At 28.7% G+C, this 14059-nt stretch carries 24 protein-coding genes; 11 read left to right on the forward strand and 13 right to left on the reverse strand.

The window, feature by feature from the left end:
• Positions 1-3: 3 nt before the first annotated feature.
• From TX50_RS01735 to TX50_RS01745, 3 genes are all read right to left on the reverse strand, one after another.
• Entirely contained in the window at positions 4-213 is a 210-nt protein-coding gene (locus TX50_RS01735; RefSeq protein WP_011131966.1) for a photosystem I reaction center subunit IV, read from the reverse strand.
• Positions 214-293: 80 nt separating this feature from the next.
• Positions 294-1055, reverse strand: a complete 762-nt coding sequence (locus TX50_RS01740) for a LysM peptidoglycan-binding domain-containing protein (protein ID WP_011131967.1) — start codon at positions 1053-1055, stop codon at positions 294-296.
• A 72-nt stretch (positions 1056-1127) separates the two neighbouring features.
• A complete protein-coding gene (locus TX50_RS01745) occupies positions 1128-2519 on the reverse strand; it encodes an aldehyde dehydrogenase family protein (protein ID WP_011131968.1) in 1392 nt (463 codons plus the stop codon).
• Positions 2520-2728: 209 nt separating this feature from the next.
• Between TX50_RS01745 and TX50_RS01750 the strand changes: the two genes are divergently transcribed.
• Complete coding sequence (locus TX50_RS01750) at positions 2729-3220, forward strand: rhomboid family intramembrane serine protease (RefSeq protein ID WP_225866781.1); 492 nt, start codon at positions 2729-2731, stop codon at positions 3218-3220.
• A gap of 87 nt (positions 3221-3307) precedes the next feature.
• Positions 3308-4195, forward strand: a complete 888-nt coding sequence (locus TX50_RS01755; RefSeq protein ID WP_011131970.1) for a GNAT family N-acetyltransferase — start codon at positions 3308-3310, stop codon at positions 4193-4195.
• 95 nt (positions 4196-4290) lie between these two features.
• Here the strand turns inward: TX50_RS01755 and TX50_RS01760 are convergent, their stop codons facing one another.
• The 3 genes from TX50_RS01760 to TX50_RS09545 form a co-directional block, all read right to left on the reverse strand.
• Positions 4291-4545: a DUF3104 domain-containing protein gene (locus tag TX50_RS01760; RefSeq protein WP_011131971.1), complete on the reverse strand. Its 255-nt coding sequence runs from the start codon at positions 4543-4545 to the stop codon at positions 4291-4293.
• A 221-nt stretch (positions 4546-4766) separates the two neighbouring features.
• Entirely contained in the window at positions 4767-4901 is a 135-nt protein-coding gene (locus TX50_RS09900; RefSeq protein WP_268741260.1) for a hypothetical protein, read from the reverse strand.
• 134 nt (positions 4902-5035) lie between these two features.
• The gene (locus tag TX50_RS09545) at positions 5036-5179 is read right to left on the reverse strand and encodes a hypothetical protein (RefSeq protein ID WP_173027940.1); all 144 of its coding nucleotides are present in this window, start codon (positions 5177-5179) and stop codon (positions 5036-5038) included.
• Positions 5180-5547: 368 nt separating this feature from the next.
• On the opposite strand from TX50_RS09545, the gene TX50_RS01765 reads away from it, so the two are divergent.
• Positions 5548-5982, forward strand: coding sequence for a hypothetical protein (locus TX50_RS01765; RefSeq protein WP_011131972.1), 435 nt, complete (start codon positions 5548-5550; stop codon positions 5980-5982).
• Here the strand turns inward: TX50_RS01765 and TX50_RS01770 are convergent.
• Complete coding sequence (locus TX50_RS01770; protein WP_011131973.1) at positions 5979-6488, reverse strand: alternative oxidase; 510 nt, start codon at positions 6486-6488, stop codon at positions 5979-5981. The two genes, TX50_RS01765 and TX50_RS01770, sit on opposite strands and share 4 nt — an antisense overlap.
• 155 nt (positions 6489-6643) lie before the next feature.
• Between TX50_RS01770 and TX50_RS09550 the strand changes: the two genes are divergently transcribed.
• On the forward strand, positions 6644-6784 hold the full coding sequence (locus tag TX50_RS09550; RefSeq protein WP_173027941.1) for a hypothetical protein: 141 nt from the start codon (positions 6644-6646) through the stop codon (positions 6782-6784).
• A 287-nt stretch (positions 6785-7071) separates the two neighbouring features.
• Here the strand turns inward: TX50_RS09550 and TX50_RS01775 are convergent, their stop codons facing one another.
• Positions 7072-7380, reverse strand: coding sequence for a hypothetical protein (locus tag TX50_RS01775; RefSeq protein ID WP_011131974.1), 309 nt, complete (start codon positions 7378-7380; stop codon positions 7072-7074).
• A gap of 292 nt (positions 7381-7672) precedes the next feature.
• Here TX50_RS01775 and TX50_RS01780 point away from each other — a divergent pair, with 292 nt between their 5' ends.
• Positions 7673-7870 (forward strand): hypothetical protein, encoded by a 198-nt coding sequence (locus TX50_RS01780; protein ID WP_036930939.1) that lies wholly within the window; start codon positions 7673-7675, stop codon positions 7868-7870.
• Between the two features lie 96 nt (positions 7871-7966).
• Positions 7967-8266, forward strand: coding sequence for a TIGR03894 family protein (locus TX50_RS01785; protein WP_011131975.1), 300 nt, complete (start codon positions 7967-7969; stop codon positions 8264-8266).
• A 19-nt stretch (positions 8267-8285) separates the two neighbouring features.
• On the opposite strand, the gene TX50_RS01790 is transcribed toward TX50_RS01785, so the two are convergent.
• Positions 8286-8489 (reverse strand): hypothetical protein, encoded by a 204-nt coding sequence (locus TX50_RS01790; RefSeq protein ID WP_036930938.1) that lies wholly within the window; start codon positions 8487-8489, stop codon positions 8286-8288.
• Between the two features lie 115 nt (positions 8490-8604).
• The gene (locus TX50_RS01795; RefSeq protein ID WP_036930937.1) at positions 8605-10134 is read right to left on the reverse strand and encodes a phytoene desaturase family protein; all 1530 of its coding nucleotides are present in this window, start codon (positions 10132-10134) and stop codon (positions 8605-8607) included.
• Positions 10135-10431: 297 nt separating this feature from the next.
• Between TX50_RS01795 and TX50_RS01800 the strand changes: the two genes are divergently transcribed.
• A complete protein-coding gene (locus TX50_RS01800; protein ID WP_011131977.1) occupies positions 10432-10932 on the forward strand; it encodes a hypothetical protein in 501 nt (166 codons plus the stop codon).
• Positions 10933-10936: 4 nt separating this feature from the next.
• On the opposite strand, the gene TX50_RS01805 is transcribed toward TX50_RS01800, so the two are convergent.
• Entirely contained in the window at positions 10937-11152 is a 216-nt protein-coding gene (locus tag TX50_RS01805; RefSeq protein ID WP_011131978.1) for a Nif11-like leader peptide family natural product precursor, read from the reverse strand.
• A gap of 98 nt (positions 11153-11250) precedes the next feature.
• On the opposite strand from TX50_RS01805, the gene TX50_RS01810 reads away from it, so the two are divergent.
• The gene (locus TX50_RS01810; protein WP_036930935.1) at positions 11251-11571 is read left to right on the forward strand and encodes a hypothetical protein; all 321 of its coding nucleotides are present in this window, start codon (positions 11251-11253) and stop codon (positions 11569-11571) included.
• 9 nt (positions 11572-11580) lie between these two features.
• On the opposite strand, the gene TX50_RS01815 is transcribed toward TX50_RS01810, so the two are convergent.
• Together TX50_RS01815 and TX50_RS01820 are read right to left on the reverse strand one after the other, a co-directional pair.
• The gene (locus tag TX50_RS01815) at positions 11581-11988 is read right to left on the reverse strand and encodes a hypothetical protein (protein WP_173027942.1); all 408 of its coding nucleotides are present in this window, start codon (positions 11986-11988) and stop codon (positions 11581-11583) included.
• Positions 11978-12268 carry a TatA/E family twin arginine-targeting protein translocase gene (locus TX50_RS01820; RefSeq protein ID WP_011131980.1) on the reverse strand — a complete coding sequence of 97 codons (291 nt, stop codon included), beginning with the start codon at positions 12266-12268 and terminating at the stop codon, positions 11978-11980. Before TX50_RS01820 ends, TX50_RS01815 begins: the two co-directional genes overlap by 11 nt.
• Before the next feature lie 448 nt (positions 12269-12716).
• Between TX50_RS01820 and TX50_RS01825 the strand changes: the two genes are divergently transcribed.
• The 3 genes from TX50_RS01825 to TX50_RS01835 all read left to right on the forward strand — a co-directional run bounded on the left by TX50_RS01825 (position 12717) and on the right by TX50_RS01835 (position 14056).
• Positions 12717-12956 carry a hypothetical protein gene (locus TX50_RS01825; RefSeq protein WP_011131981.1) on the forward strand — a complete coding sequence of 80 codons (240 nt, stop codon included), beginning with the start codon at positions 12717-12719 and terminating at the stop codon, positions 12954-12956.
• Between the two features lie 306 nt (positions 12957-13262).
• On the forward strand, positions 13263-13712 hold the full coding sequence (locus TX50_RS01830) for a peroxiredoxin (protein WP_011131982.1): 450 nt from the start codon (positions 13263-13265) through the stop codon (positions 13710-13712).
• A gap of 71 nt (positions 13713-13783) precedes the next feature.
• Positions 13784-14056 (forward strand): small RNA NsiR4-regulated ssr1528 family protein, encoded by a 273-nt coding sequence (locus TX50_RS01835; RefSeq protein ID WP_036930987.1) that lies wholly within the window; start codon positions 13784-13786, stop codon positions 14054-14056.
• Positions 14057-14059: the final 3 nt, after the last annotated feature.

A 14059-nucleotide genomic window follows, 5' to 3' on the forward strand; every position in this document is an offset into this window, starting at 1 on the left:
TTTTTAAGCTTTCTCTAATTCACTTTCTGCAAAATTATTAGTATTTGCTCCTCCTTCAGTTCCACTTATTCCCGCATAATTCACCTTTTCAAACCTGACCACACAGTTATACTTGATTCCGGTTGTATCGACTGAAGCAACTTTGCCAATTTCGTTGTACCAGTATGACTCTGGTCTTTTTACTCTTACAAGATCTCCTCTTGAAATTGCCATTAATTTAAATTTAACTTATAAAACAATACCCTAAAAGGGATATCTAAAGAAAAATTATTCACAGATATTAATCAAAGCAATTAGCAGAAATCATTTATTAGATTTTTTTCAAATTCTTCTTTAGCCGGAATCCACCCTCTCCATTTTCTTCCAGGAATTCTTACATCTAAATCTTTAGTTGAACATTTTACAGAGATAATAACTTTTTTATTATTTTGATTTAGAGCGTTCAGAAATTTTCTGCCACTTCCTTCTTCTAATTCAGTTTGTTGAGTTGTTAAAGGACCATATTTTTTACTCTCTTTAATTATGAATTGATTAATCTTTTCTTCTTTAAGTGAAGTATTAACTTCTTGATTATTGAGATTCTTTTCACTTAAAAATAATTTCGAACCAACTTCTAATGAATCTGGATTCTTGAGATTGTTAATTTCAATAAGTTCTTTAAAGTTTAAAGCATATTTTGTAGAGATTTCTGTGAGGCTCTCCCCTTTTTTGACAAGATGATATTTATTATTTATATCCTTATTAGGTTTACTTTCTTGGCTAGAATCATAAATTTTTAGATTCTGTCCTACATATATATAATTTTCATCTTTTAAATTATTTAATTTAATAATGAAATCTTTTTTTATTGAATAAAGATTTGAGATACTTGTAATCGTATCGCCCACTTGTACTATATGAATTTTTTTAATGTCTGATATTTCATTTTTAGTTGATTTTACCTTCGTAGTATTTTCAATTTGATTATTTGATGAATCAATTCTTTCTTCAGCCTTTATAAAATTAGGATTGAAAAAATTAATAATGAAGGCAAATAAAATAAACGTTAATTTCATTAATTTATCTATTTTCTTAAAGATAATCTCTGTATTTAAAATCGCCAGACTTTTGAAACCAAATTAATTAATTTAAATCTTAAAAATAAATTTTATAATTTTCATTACTTTATTATAAGGAGGGTATCTAAAATCTAAATCAAATAAAAAGCCTTTATAAGTTATGGATTTTTGATTTGAAAAGTTCTTAAATCCTTCCTCTCCATGAAATTTACCCATTCCACTTTCTCCAACCCCTCCAAATGGCAAATTTGGAATAAGTACAGGCAACATAACATCGTTAATACAAACGGTGCCAGAGCTTGTGACTTTAGAAATATGATCATGGATTTTTTTGTTTCCTCCAAAAATATATATTGCTAAGGGCTTTGAAGCTTGATTAATTTTTTTTAATGCCAAATCTTTATTGTCAATACCAATAACTGGAAGAAGTGAGCTAAATAATTCTTTTTGAATAATATTGTTATCGTGTAATTTTACTTTTAAAATTGTGGGTGATATCTTCATTCTTTTTTTACTACAAGTTCCTCCAAACAAAATACGTTTCTCCTTTTTATATTTTTTGAGAAGTTCTGAAGTTATGGAAAATTGTTTTTTTTCTAATTTAGATAAGTTTTTTGAGATTATTGGATCTTCTCCATAAAAAATATTTATAAATTTCTTTAACTCTTTAACTAATTGATTTTCAATTTCTTTCTCTACAAATATATGATTAGGCGCCATACATGATTGGCCTGAATTGAAAAATTTGCCCCATACAATTCTTTTTGCTGCAATTTCTAAATTTGCATTTTTGAAAATAATTACTGGATTTGTTCCACTAAGTTCCAACGTTAATGGAGTTAAGTTAGTTGAAGCTGATTTCATAATAGATTTTCCCGTTTCAGTACTTCCTGTAAAAAAAATATGATCGAAATTTTGTTCTACCAGTTTTATTGACTCTTTATAATCTCCCTCAATCGTAAACAAAATATCTTTTTGGAAATATTTATCAGTTAATTTTTTGATTAGTTTAGATGTAGAAGAACATTTTTCTGATGGTTTTATTACAGCAGTATTTCCCGAAGAAAAAATATTTACGAGGGGTTTTAAGAGATACAATAAAGGATAATTATATGGCCCTAAAATCAGTACACAACCTAGAGGTTCGTAGATTACTTTTGAGAATGAAGGGAAAAGATATATTGGCGTTTTTACCTTTTTTGGTCGCATCCATAATCTAAGATTCTTCTTTATTAGGGAAATTTCTTCTTTAATTAAGAGTATTTCTGAAAGAGCTTCAAGTTCTGATTTACCTAGATCAAGGAAAAGAGCTTTGATTATTTCTTTTTTATTCTCATCTAAAAGTTGAGAAACCTTCCTAATCTGCTGGATCCTCCAACTTATACTCTCTGTTTGACCGGTAATTACTTTATTTTTTAATTCCTCAATGTTTGATTTATACGATTTATCTAAAATATTCATCCAGAAAATTTTTTATATGATAGTTAATATATCAGATTAATAATATTAAATATCGATAAATTATTTAAACAAATAAGGCTTTATTATTTTTAAAAATAATATTAATATTGAATCTTATTTTGAAAATTATAAAAAAAGAAGCACAATTTATTATTCCTTCTTTTTTATGTTTTTTATTATTTGTAATTATCAATTTTAAGCGCTTTTTCTTGGTTCCAGAACTTTCCTATTGGTCGAGTTATATTATTACTCAACCTTATCGGATATTAAGCTATAGTTTCGTTCATAAAGATTTTAATCATTTATTATCTAATTTCTTTGGAATAATTGTAGTTAGATATTGTTTTATAAATTTGAATTTGAAGAATATATTTCTTTTCCTTTATCTAATTATTTTATTAATACCAATTCAGACTTTTTTTTTATTTATAGTAGATAATTTCATATTTTATAATCCTAATCATTTGTTGGTTGGTTTTAGTGGAATTATATTCGGTACATTTTCCTTTATATTGCTTTCCTCTCTTTATGGGAAAGAATATATTTTGAATATTTTTATTGGCTTGAAAAAGAACAATGAAATTTATAAATTAATGACCGTTTTTTTGTCTTTAGGGATTGTTTATTCTTTGTTACCAACCATAAGCTTATCAGGACATATCGCAGGAATATTGAGTGGCTTTATTATTTTTATTCTTTGAAGTGAGAATATATTTTTCTTTAGTATTGATTAAATTAACAGCCTCTAAATCTTAAAAATCTTATTTTATGTAGTTAAGATATCATTAATGAAGAAAAATTTTTCAATCAGACTAATATCCAATGATGAGATTCAGAAAGTTACTGATTGGGCCAGGTTAGAGGGATTTGCTCCTGGCTTTGATGACATCTCAATTTATAAAAATACCGATAAAAAAGGGATATGGGTTGGATGTCTTGATAACGATCCTATAGGCTCTATAGCTTGTGTTAAATATAATTCTTCTTATGGATTTATAGGATTATTCATCGTAAAAAAAGAATTCCGAAATATGGGTTATGGAGTGAGATTATGGAAACATGCATTAGATTATTTGAAAAATGTTGGTTGTATTGGTTTAGAAGCAGCTCCAAACAGATTAGATGATTATCAAACGTGGGGTTTTACAAAATCATCCATAACAAATAGATGGAAATTAGAAGGCATTCAAGATTTACCAAATGGGAATTTTTATAAAGATGATAATACGTTTAGTGTTGTTCCAGGTAACCAAATCCCCCCTGAAGCTGTTTTAATATATGATTCTCAACGAGAACCTAGTCCTAGGCCTCACTTCTTGAACGATTGGCTGAAGAATTCTTTTGGAAATGTTAGTGCGCTTGTTGATAATAATGGCATGTGCCATGGTTTTGGGAGGATAAGGCCTTGCATGCTTCAAGATAATAATAAAGGTTGGCGAATTGGCCCTCTTCTGGCTGATACTCCTCCTTTGGCAGAATTGCTTATTAGAAAATTAGTTAAGAATCTAGAAGCTCAAATCTTATTGGACTGTTCGAATCTCAATCCTTATGCAAATTATCTTTTATCTAGTATGGGTTTTAAAGAAATTTCACAAACTTATAGAATGTATAAAGGAATTCAACCTTCATGCCCAATGAATCAGGTATACGGCCTTGCTTGTTTAGAGTTGGGCTAGTCATTTTTCTAATACGTAATATTTTTTCTTACTTCTATTTATCTTTCATAACTAGAAACTTTATAGAGTTATTGCTTTATTAGATTTTGAGAAGGTTAATTCTCAGCTGTTTTTAATATCCTTTCTACAGTATCTGCATTGATTATTATGATCTCTCCATTATCAATGTCTGCCACTTGAAACAACGTCCATGAATTTGGATTTCTTGCTCCTCCTATACAGCTAATAATTTGCCCAATCCAATATTCCTGACGACCGTTTTGCGTATTCCCTGGAGGCTTTTCATTTTTAATTACTACATGATCGCCAGGCTTAACGAAAAGAAATTCATAAGTTTCCGAAGAGGCCATAGTATAATATTCTTGATAGTACAAATATACTATAAAGCCTGTATTCTTGGTTTTGCTTTATGAGTAGTATTTATTCTCCTAATCATGTGAAAAATATAAATTTTTAATAAAAAAGTCAAACTATTTAAATTAGAAATAATTATGAAGCTATTCAAATTTTTATATCTTTGAATGATGATTAGATTAAAAGAAATATGACTGTAAAAAAATGTAACTGATCTTTAAATTAAAATAGATTTCAATTGATCAAGGACATCAGTACGACTAGAGAATAATTTTGTAAATAATAAATAAACTAAACCTCCCATAGCAATTCTTCCATTTAGTTTTTCTAACTGTTTGAGTTTCTTAAACAATTTTTTTTTTATTCTTTATAGAATTTAATCGCTTATATTAAAAAAAAAGTAGCGGTTGTTTCTAAAAATTATTTTATTTGATCAACCAAGGTATATTAGCTTTCGTTAGAAATTTATTTCAATAGTGGAGGAGATTAAAGCCACCCTTCTTTCATTTTTAAATAAAGTTGTTCTGTTTCCCCAGAATAAATATTACTGTCTTGATATGATTGCTGCTGCTGTTGTTGTTGTTGTTGTTGCTGAGTAGAATCGGTTTTTTGAGTTTTTACTTCGCTCATTTGCCCATTAAAAATAATTGTGTTTATTCTCTCATATTTAAAGCTTTTTTTTTTGTTTGAATTCTTAAATTTTATTTAAATTTATTTTAATCTGATGTTTTGCCTTTTATTTGCTGAGAAATCATTTAACAGCAGTAGTTTTGGAGTATAGAAATTGAACCTCCCAATATACTATTCCAAGAAAAATTGCACTTGCAAGAAGAATTTCAGAAATTGTAAGCATGGCTTTATCGTTAGTATTTCAATTTTCGTATCAACTGACACAGAAATCAATAGGTACTATATACATAAAAATATTTATGTAAATCTTAAGTGGTTAAATTAGTTCTTTGAATATTATAAAATTAAAATAAATTTAAAATTCTTTCGTGGAAAATTCCATAAACATTTCTATCTTGATCCCCTTGATACCAATGGGTATGGCTTTACTCATATTAAGTCTGCTAGTAAGTTTCAATAGAACAATAAATAGACTTACTAAGCCAGTTAGCGCTCTCGCAGTCTTTTCTTTATTAAGTTCTGCTCTGATAAGTGCATTCTTATATTTTAAAAAAATTGAAGGCGAAATATTTTTATCTGATTATCTAAAACTCTTTGGAAGTACAAATTTAATACTCCACCTAAATTCTTTAACTGAAAAAATCGTAATATTTTTTGCCGTAATAATCGCAATTGTAATTGGAGTGCTCTTTTATAAATTGCCTAGGCGAAAAGGCTATGTCTCATTGATTATCGGAATTAGCTTGATTTCTTCCTCGATAATGTTTGCAGTATTTTTTCTTGATTTTTCATTCTTAATTTAGGATTGAGTTATCATCGCTAAGGCTTCATTAAGTTCTTCAACGTGATTTAGTTCGTCTTGCGCAATTTCTTTTATCTTTTGATCTTCAGGGTGATCTTTTAGGTACTTTGTATAGGTATTAAATGCATGCTCTTCAATTTTGATATTTACGTCATAAGCATTTCTTGGAGAACAAAAATAATAAAAAACCATGATCCAGTAATAGACAAGTACAAGGTGCCTTGCTAAAAACCTGTCAATCCAAAACTTATCTCCTCCTCTTTTCTCCATTTCTTTTAGATGCTCCGTCTCATTAATGGCTTGGTAAAAATGTTCTTTCATCAAAAACATTGTGATGTCATTTTTTAATCCAAGTGATTCTTTGAAATGAAGAACAGAAAGAAAAGCAAAATAAGGAGACCTTGCAATAACTTCTAATACCCAAAATCTCTGCAAATGCCTATCTGAATAAACAAAATCAAGGATCTTAACCGTATTGTTTAGAATAAATGAATTCAAATTTTTCATAAAAACCTCGATCTCTATTAATAAGTATAATTACTTAAATACTAGGTGTTTAAACTTTTAACTAATAATTAATATTTTTAAAGTTTAAGCAAATCAAAATTAAGTATTGAAAAAAATTTTTTTTAATGCATATTTTAAATAGCTAAATTTTTTAAATGACTTCAACTGAAAGGATTGCTAATGCTAAAAAAAGAATTAATGAGTTAGAAAGACTAATTAAATATTGGGATAATTCAAATGAACAAAATATCAAGAAAATTGATTTTGAAGTTAATAATGAAAAGATAGCTGCTTAATTTATGAGCTTGAAATAAACTACGTTAGTTTTCCTATATATTTAGTACATTATTTACTTGTTTAATATTCATATCATTCATTTTGAGTGATTAGAGCATTTAAACCTATTTTCAAAATTCAAAATTACAAATAATCTATTTGAATATTAGATTATTTTATGAATACATTTACTAACAAATACTTGTTCCCAATAAAGTTACTCCCTTGGATTTTCTGGGGAATCATATCAGTTGTTAGTGTTTATTTATTCTCTAATGCATGGATAAGTTAGAGATTAAATGATTTTCTAGCTCCTTTTAATCCAGTCAGGTGAACCTCCAAACCAGTCAGAAATATCATCTTTATTTGGATTGAAGTGATTCTCTCTTTCTAATCCATCAATTCCTAGCGATTGAACTAGTCCATTAATACTATCTTCGCTTTGTCTTCCATGTCTTCTGATGCTATTTGCTTTTTTTAACCAAAGAGATATTGTCGAGCTGTGTTTTGCATATTTTTCAACGTATATTCTTTCTTTTAACGAAACTTCTTTATCAAAGGATATTCTTCTAACTATTTCCTGGATTTTTAATCTTTTTTGAGTACTTAAAAGCATTAGATAATAAATAACTTAACTTTTTATAGGAGCTTTATGGCAAAATAACTTGTCAATATTAATTTCAAGAAATTTCTCTATCTAAAAGGGTTTTTAAGGGTATTGGTTATGAATTGCTTAAATTAAGGATTAATTTGTCTTTGATGATACTAAGAAATATATAAAAATCTTATGAGATAATTAATAAAGATAAACAATTTTAATATTATTTTATCAAAATAAAGACTTACAGAATTAATTAGTTGCGCAACGGTATTTTTGTACTATTATTAGTACAGATGTATTATTAGAAATGAAAATTTTATCTTCTTCCCCCTACGCTACATTTAATCCAAAAGAGTGGAACTCACTTTCAAGAGCTAATTGTAGATTCTCTAGTACTCCAATAAAAATTAAAAAAAAGTTTTTTAGTAACTTTAAAAATGTAAAATCTACTAAAAACATACAAGAAAATAATAAGCTTCCAAAACAAATACAACTTGCCTTCTAGTAATAAAAAATTTCAACTAATATTCAGTTTTACGAAAAATATTTTAAGAATCCCTATTCTTTGTTAGATTAATAGAAATACAAAAAGGTTTTAAATTTGTCTGTAGATCGCGAACTTTTAAAAGAAGTTACTCAAGAACTTTGGAATACGGTTAAAAAGCTAAGGCCAGAAATAGATAGGGAAACTCGCCTTCAGCTAGTTTTAAAAGCTTTATTAACTATTGGGGATTTACCAGATCAACTGCAAGCAGCAATGGTGGTAGGGGTTTGTGCCGAAATGGATAAAAGCGATTTTGAAAATGCTGATGGTAATTCCAATACTAAAGAAGAGAGTAATTCCACTTCCGTTGATACTTCTACTGGAAGAAAAGTTTTTAGAAGAAGTTCTGCAAAATAAAAGCTTCTTCTAAAAGAAATTAGCCTTTAACTTTTTTTGATTCGTTTTTAGAGATTTTTAGAAATAGAAAATATGAAATTACTAGTAAAAGTGGTACAAAGATAGAATGCAAAGTCATCATCAACTCTGTTTGACTCATCCCAATTAGATTTGAATCGTTTGGTAGCTGCTCTGACCAAGTACCAGCTAGGTGCCAAGCCTGGGGAATAGATAAGAAAAACATATAAAAACTATAAGTAAAAGTTATATTCAAATAAAGAATATCATCCGTAAAAAAAATTACTTTTTTTTCTTCTTATTTCTTAACTAAAGATATTTTTTCGACTTTGTCGAATGCTTTAAAGATCTATAGTTTTAAGAAGCTTTTTATATTCCTTCTTCCCCATGATTTTTTCAGCCGCATATGCTCCACTTGCTGAGACGGCAGGTATACCAATTCCGGGAAAAGTACTTGCTCCACAAGTAAGCAAATTTCTAACAGATGTTTTACATCCAGGGAATAGTCCTTGAGCAGCCGATAATGCTGGGCCGTAACTACCACAATAAGTATTGGTATACTTTTTATGCGTTAAAGGAGTGCCAAGCAATTTGATCTCAATTCTATTATCTATATCAGGTATTATTTTTCTCAAAGATTTGAGAAATATTGAACATCTTTCCTCTTTAAGTTCTTTGTATGCTAACTCATTAGATTTTAAATTCTTCCAAATTTCCCATGGTTCATTGGCAGGAGTATACCCATGCAGGACGTGTTTACCTTTTGGTGCCATACTCTTATCTAATACAGAAGGAATTGAGAAAACTGCTACATTTCTTTCTGCAGTAATTCCTCTCTCCCAGTTATCAACGTGTATTGCATGAATTGGTAAATTTTGTAGACCAGAGGCATCAAAACCTAAATGAATATGAAGAAAAGAACCGCATTTATTAATATCTTTAGCCTTTGGGCTCCATTTTTTTTGGAATTCTTGTGGAATTAATTTTCTGGAAGTCCAAGCATCAGTATTCATTACGACAAAGTTCGAAATAAAATTGGAACCATTTTCTAAAGTTACACCTGAGGCAATATTTTTACTAAAATTTACAGCTTCTACTTTAGAAGAAAGAATTAGTTCACCGCCATTTTTTTTGAAAGAATCAACTAGCGCCTTTACTATACTTTCACTTCCTCCCTTTGGATATTCTAAATACGATGCAGGTTTAAACCATTCATCAAATAATGTAGCCATCGCAGCAGAATTTGTATCATGCATTGGCATCCCACTTATTAAAAAACTAAGCAAATCAACCCAGTTTCTAAGAAAAGGATCATTTAGGTGACTGTCGACAATATCACCAAAACCCCCGTTTAGCTTTGGTAATGATTTTATATTAGGCAAGAATTTAGATGCTAATTTTATAATCTCTAAAAAATTAATTGTTTCAGGTGAACTAGAGAGGAGCGGGATTTCGCTTACTATTTGACTAAGAGGTCTTATTCCTGATACGAATGAATCCCACTCTTTAACAGACTTTTCACCTCTTAATAATCTTATTCTTTCTTTAAATGGTTCTTGTCCTACTTCCAAATTGAATTCGCCTTCAGGAACATTGACATGCCATCCTTGATATTTAATAAGTTCAACCTTTTCGTCAAGTAATCTAAGTATTTGCCCTAAAGGATTGGTCGTAGGCCATTTTCCGATACCACTCCATAATGAAGGACCAGATTCAAACTTATAACCTCTCATATTAAAGCTATGCGCTACACCTCCTGGTTGAGAATGAGCTTCAGCTATTAGAACTTTTTTACCTGCTAGGGCTAATAAAGAACCGCAACATAAACCCCCAATTCCACTACCTATGATTATTACGTCGTATTTATTCATCAAAAATTAAACCCTAAGAATAAATCTTAAAGCTTAAACAAAAGTGATTGTTGTTGTTGTGATACTAAGAACAACAGCAAGGAAAAATATATAAGGAACAGCCTTAAGTGGAATATGGCCTGGTCTTTTAGAAATGAAATCCATTTTTCAAATTAACTTATGTAAAGATAATAGTTGAAATTTGTTACGAATGTGTGTCTGTGCTCTACTTTCTTAGAAATATTTTGAAATAAAGAAGGAATTTTATTTTATTTTTTTTTAAAACCTTTTTATGATGAATAAAAAATAATATTTAAAATGACTCTTGAAGCAAAAAAATTACCACAATACACAGAAATAAAAAATTTAGAGAGTATTTCTAAAAAAGATGGAAGTGGTATTGGATATGAAGATTTAATAGGAACTTGGAAATTTAATTCCGTATGGAAGAAAGGCTCAAAAGAAATAGATAATATTTCTAGTCCCATTCTTCAAGTATTATCAGCAAAATTAGAATTAAAGAAAACTAATTCTCAAAATAATATAGTTGATTACCAGATAAAAAATTCAGTTCGCTTTGGGATATTATCGATTATTTTCTGTGGGCAAGCATCATTAAAAGGTACGAGGCCTCTATTGCCCTTTTTCTTCGAGAACTTAATAATAAATATTGGAAATTTTACCTTAGTTAATAAACATTTAAAAAAACCAGAAGAAAAGCAAATGCCTTTTTTCTCTCTAATAGCTATCAGTAAAGAAAAAAATTGGATGTGTGCTAGAGGAAGAGGAGGAGGACTCGCAATTTGGATTAAGTCTTGATCTTTTAGTGATATTCACCAGGGTGATCAACTTTTCTGACGGTAACTTTATCCACTTTTTGGCCATTAAATCTTAAAAGGTCATCACCGGAGAAACTATATCCAAGTCTTTGAGCAATAAGTGCTACATCATCTGCAGTTGCAGAAGAAGTAACCTCTTTTCTTAAATTATCCTCTGACTGCATTTGTTTTAAAAATTTTCTAATTTCAGAGAAACTCATTTTAACTTTTATGCATAATTTTATATTAAAGCCTTAGAAAAAAATTAAATTCTTTTTTGCAAAGACCAATAAAACTAAATAAACACTATATTAAATGTATGACTTACTTATTTTTATATGTAGTTGGGATGGTCTTGATATGGTGGATATATCGTGTCGGTTGGGTTGAGGCTTTGAAAACAGTAATTAAAGTTTTAGTTCCTTCAATTCTTATAATTTTATTTAATATCAAAGCAGGAAGATTACTTTTCAAAAATCCTTTAGTTGGATTATTCAGTGCTTTACCAACTTCAATTTTTATTTATAGGGGTTCCCTTCCAGTCGTGGCATCTATTAATAACTGGATTGATACTAAAAGAAGCAAATATGAAGAATCCAAAGACGTAATTGATACCGATTCAATTCCTCTAGATGATTAATATTTTAAGCTAGTCAAATCCCAGAAATAATTCTTTGTGTACTACAAGAACATCAAATAAAGATGTTCCATGGGAAGGACTTATTGGAATATTATCTACATTTAATGCCTCTGCACAAATTAGATGGCCATCCCATCTTGTATTATGTTCACTCATTCGGATTGACCAATCAATTACTTTTTTAAAGTGCTCAGGCATCTCAGATCCAATTTTCCTGCATATTTGGCAAAGATTTGTAAGAAGGGGCGGTTTGGATGGCCTTTTTAAATCTTTAACAAGACTTGGTTGTGTAAATACACTGGTGTATCTGATGTAGTCAATTAATTCATAATCTTCATCTGAAAGTTCTGCTTTATTCAATGCTATTTCAAATTCTTCTACAGGGGTAATTGGCCTTTTAATTATCTCATTTTTCATTATTATCTGATTCTGATAAATCCTTTTCCTCTGATTCTTTAGTAACTTGATCGAGATCATTGGTAAATTTTTTCTGAGGAGATTTTGGTAAATTTTCGCTCTCTGGCTCATTAATTACTTGATCTATCTCGTTTTGAAATTCATTCGATGCTTTTTTTAAGCTTTTTAATGTTTTGCCAAGTTGTTTTCCTAATTCTGGTAATTTCTTGGGACCAAAAATTAATAGAGCTAGAATTAAAATTACTGTTACTTCTGGTAAACCTACCCCAAAGATATTCATGATAAAAGTCTATCTAATTCATTATTAAAATCTATTATTAATATAATCTAATGATTTGAAAATATCATTTTATAAACTCGCTTTGTTACTCTTCAAAGAAGTTTATAAAAAATAATTGTAATTATTACTCCCTTAAAAAAAACTAACCAAAGTAGTTGGTAATCACTTAATTTTAATTTTTCTTGGTACCACTTAATGAGTATTTTGTGTCCTTTAATTATTCTTTTTATTAATTTCAAAATCTATTTTTTAGATAAGACTAACTTTATATCAAAACTGTATAGGATGGAAATGATAAATTAATAAATTTTGGTTATCAGTAAGTACAAATTTTTTAAATAAGTAATCACATTAAATCCAAATTATTTTTGGCTTTCTTATTCTTTTAAAAATTAGCTTTGCATAAATCAAACTAAATTACAAAAATGTAATTAACTTTTTTTTTATAATGAAAATCTTATTATCAGTTTTTTTCTTATTTGCCTTTATACCTCCATCAAAGGGAGTTACTACAAAAATGTTTAAAGTATTGGATACTTGTGCTAGATACCGTCTTGGAGAGATTGACGCTAAACAAGCTATAGAAAAACTAAAATTAAAATCTGTGAATTCTTCCGAAATTGACTTAAAAAATATTGTAAGTAATTACTGTTCTGTATTTACCCCAAATGAAAATATAAAATTCTAAAAATTATTTTTAGAGATCTTAAATTTTTTTATTCCAATTATAATTTTTTAATTTTTCTTTTATTTCATTTACTCTCTTATTGTTAGTAATTTTTAAATTAAAAAGTATTCCCAAAAAAAGAATGAGAAATAAAAAACTATATATGGCAAATTCCATAAGAATAGATATATTAAACAACATTAGTAAATTAGAGGAATCTTTTAGTATCTTTTAGAACAATGTTTGAAAAATTTATCCAAAACTTTGTTGTTTTTGGTCACAGAAAAATAATTATTGCTTCTAAGATAGAGTTTTATATAAACTATTTTGCAGATAGGAGATAAAGTACCACAATTTTCTTTACTAGATCAGAATGGCACTAAAAGGTCAAATAATGGATTAAAAACTCCTTTAGTTTTGTTTTTCTATCCAAAGGACGACACCCCGGGATGCACTATAGAGGTTTGCGGATTTAGAGACAAGTATGACCTTTTTAAAGTCCTTGGTGCTCAAGTTTGGGGGGTAAGTAATGGTAGTTCTTCAAGCCACTTGGCATTTGCCAACAAAAATAAATTACAATATCCTTTGCTATGTGATAAAAATGATTCACTAAGAAAGGCTTTCAAAGTACCAAAAGTACTCGGCTTATTAGATGGAAGAGTTACCTATGTTATTGATAGAAATGGGTTTGTTAAACATATCTTTAGAGATTTGTTGAATGGCCCAGAACATATAAAAGAGGCAATAAGAGTGTTAAAGGAAATTCAAAATCAGTAAATTAATTATTCAAACCCTTAGAAATTAATATCTTTTCTTATAGGATGTTTTCTATTAATAAATCAAACTTTATGAAAAAAATAGGGATGCAAGCAGTTGATGAAGCAATTGAAAATGGTATTGACCTAGATGGTACTCCAATCCCCTCAAAAATGCTTGAGCTTTACAACAGGATTATGAGCGAAGAAAACAAAAGAGAAAGAAGCGGAGTCAAAAAGTCAATGAGAAATAGATGTGTTAAAACAGGCTCTAAGCATTTTGATAAAGAAACTTTAGATCAATTATTAATTGATTCTGGTTGGGAAGGCCTCAAAGAAAAAGAAATTTTATTCTTCTACAGTTAGTAG

It is taken from the genome of Prochlorococcus marinus subsp. pastoris str. CCMP1986 (assembly GCF_000011465.1).
GTDB lineage: Bacteria > Cyanobacteriota > Cyanobacteriia > PCC-6307 > Cyanobiaceae > Prochlorococcus_A > Prochlorococcus_A pastoris.

Coding starts and splice junctions, on each gene's coding strand:
- TX50_RS09545 (WP_173027940.1), bottom strand. CDS start 5,179: ATGAGCGAAGTAAAAACTCAAAAAACCGATTCTACTCAGCAACAACAA.
- TX50_RS01770 (WP_011131973.1), bottom strand. CDS start 6,488: ATGAAAAATTTGAATTCATTTATTCTAAACAATACGGTTAAGATCCTT.
- TX50_RS01805 (WP_011131978.1), bottom strand. CDS start 11,152: ATGAGTTTCTCTGAAATTAGAAAATTTTTAAAACAAATGCAGTCAGAG.
- TX50_RS01835 (WP_036930987.1), top strand. CDS start 13,784: ATGAAAAAAATAGGGATGCAAGCAGTTGATGAAGCAATTGAAAATGGT.
- TX50_RS01815 (WP_173027942.1), bottom strand. CDS start 11,988: ATGAAAAATGAGATAATTAAAAGGCCAATTACCCCTGTAGAAGAATTT.
- TX50_RS01800 (WP_011131977.1), top strand. CDS start 10,432: ATGACTCTTGAAGCAAAAAAATTACCACAATACACAGAAATAAAAAAT.
- TX50_RS01780 (WP_036930939.1), top strand. CDS start 7,673: ATGAAAATTTTATCTTCTTCCCCCTACGCTACATTTAATCCAAAAGAG.
- TX50_RS01825 (WP_011131981.1), top strand. CDS start 12,717: ATGAAAATCTTATTATCAGTTTTTTTCTTATTTGCCTTTATACCTCCA.
- TX50_RS01745 (WP_011131968.1), bottom strand. CDS start 2,519: ATGAATATTTTAGATAAATCGTATAAATCAAACATTGAGGAATTAAAA.
- TX50_RS01790 (WP_036930938.1), bottom strand. CDS start 8,489: ATGTTTTTCTTATCTATTCCCCAGGCTTGGCACCTAGCTGGTACTTGG.
- TX50_RS09550 (WP_173027941.1), top strand. CDS start 6,644: ATGACTTCAACTGAAAGGATTGCTAATGCTAAAAAAAGAATTAATGAG.
- TX50_RS01775 (WP_011131974.1), bottom strand. CDS start 7,380: ATGCTTTTAAGTACTCAAAAAAGATTAAAAATCCAGGAAATAGTTAGA.
- TX50_RS01760 (WP_011131971.1), bottom strand. CDS start 4,545: ATGGCCTCTTCGGAAACTTATGAATTTCTTTTCGTTAAGCCTGGCGAT.
- TX50_RS01810 (WP_036930935.1), top strand. CDS start 11,251: ATGACTTACTTATTTTTATATGTAGTTGGGATGGTCTTGATATGGTGG.
- TX50_RS01755 (WP_011131970.1), top strand. CDS start 3,308: ATGAAGAAAAATTTTTCAATCAGACTAATATCCAATGATGAGATTCAG.
- TX50_RS01735 (WP_011131966.1), bottom strand. CDS start 213: ATGGCAATTTCAAGAGGAGATCTTGTAAGAGTAAAAAGACCAGAGTCA.
- TX50_RS01820 (WP_011131980.1), bottom strand. CDS start 12,268: ATGAATATCTTTGGGGTAGGTTTACCAGAAGTAACAGTAATTTTAATT.
- TX50_RS01795 (WP_036930937.1), bottom strand. CDS start 10,134: ATGAATAAATACGACGTAATAATCATAGGTAGTGGAATTGGGGGTTTA.
- TX50_RS01740 (WP_011131967.1), bottom strand. CDS start 1,055: ATGAAATTAACGTTTATTTTATTTGCCTTCATTATTAATTTTTTCAAT.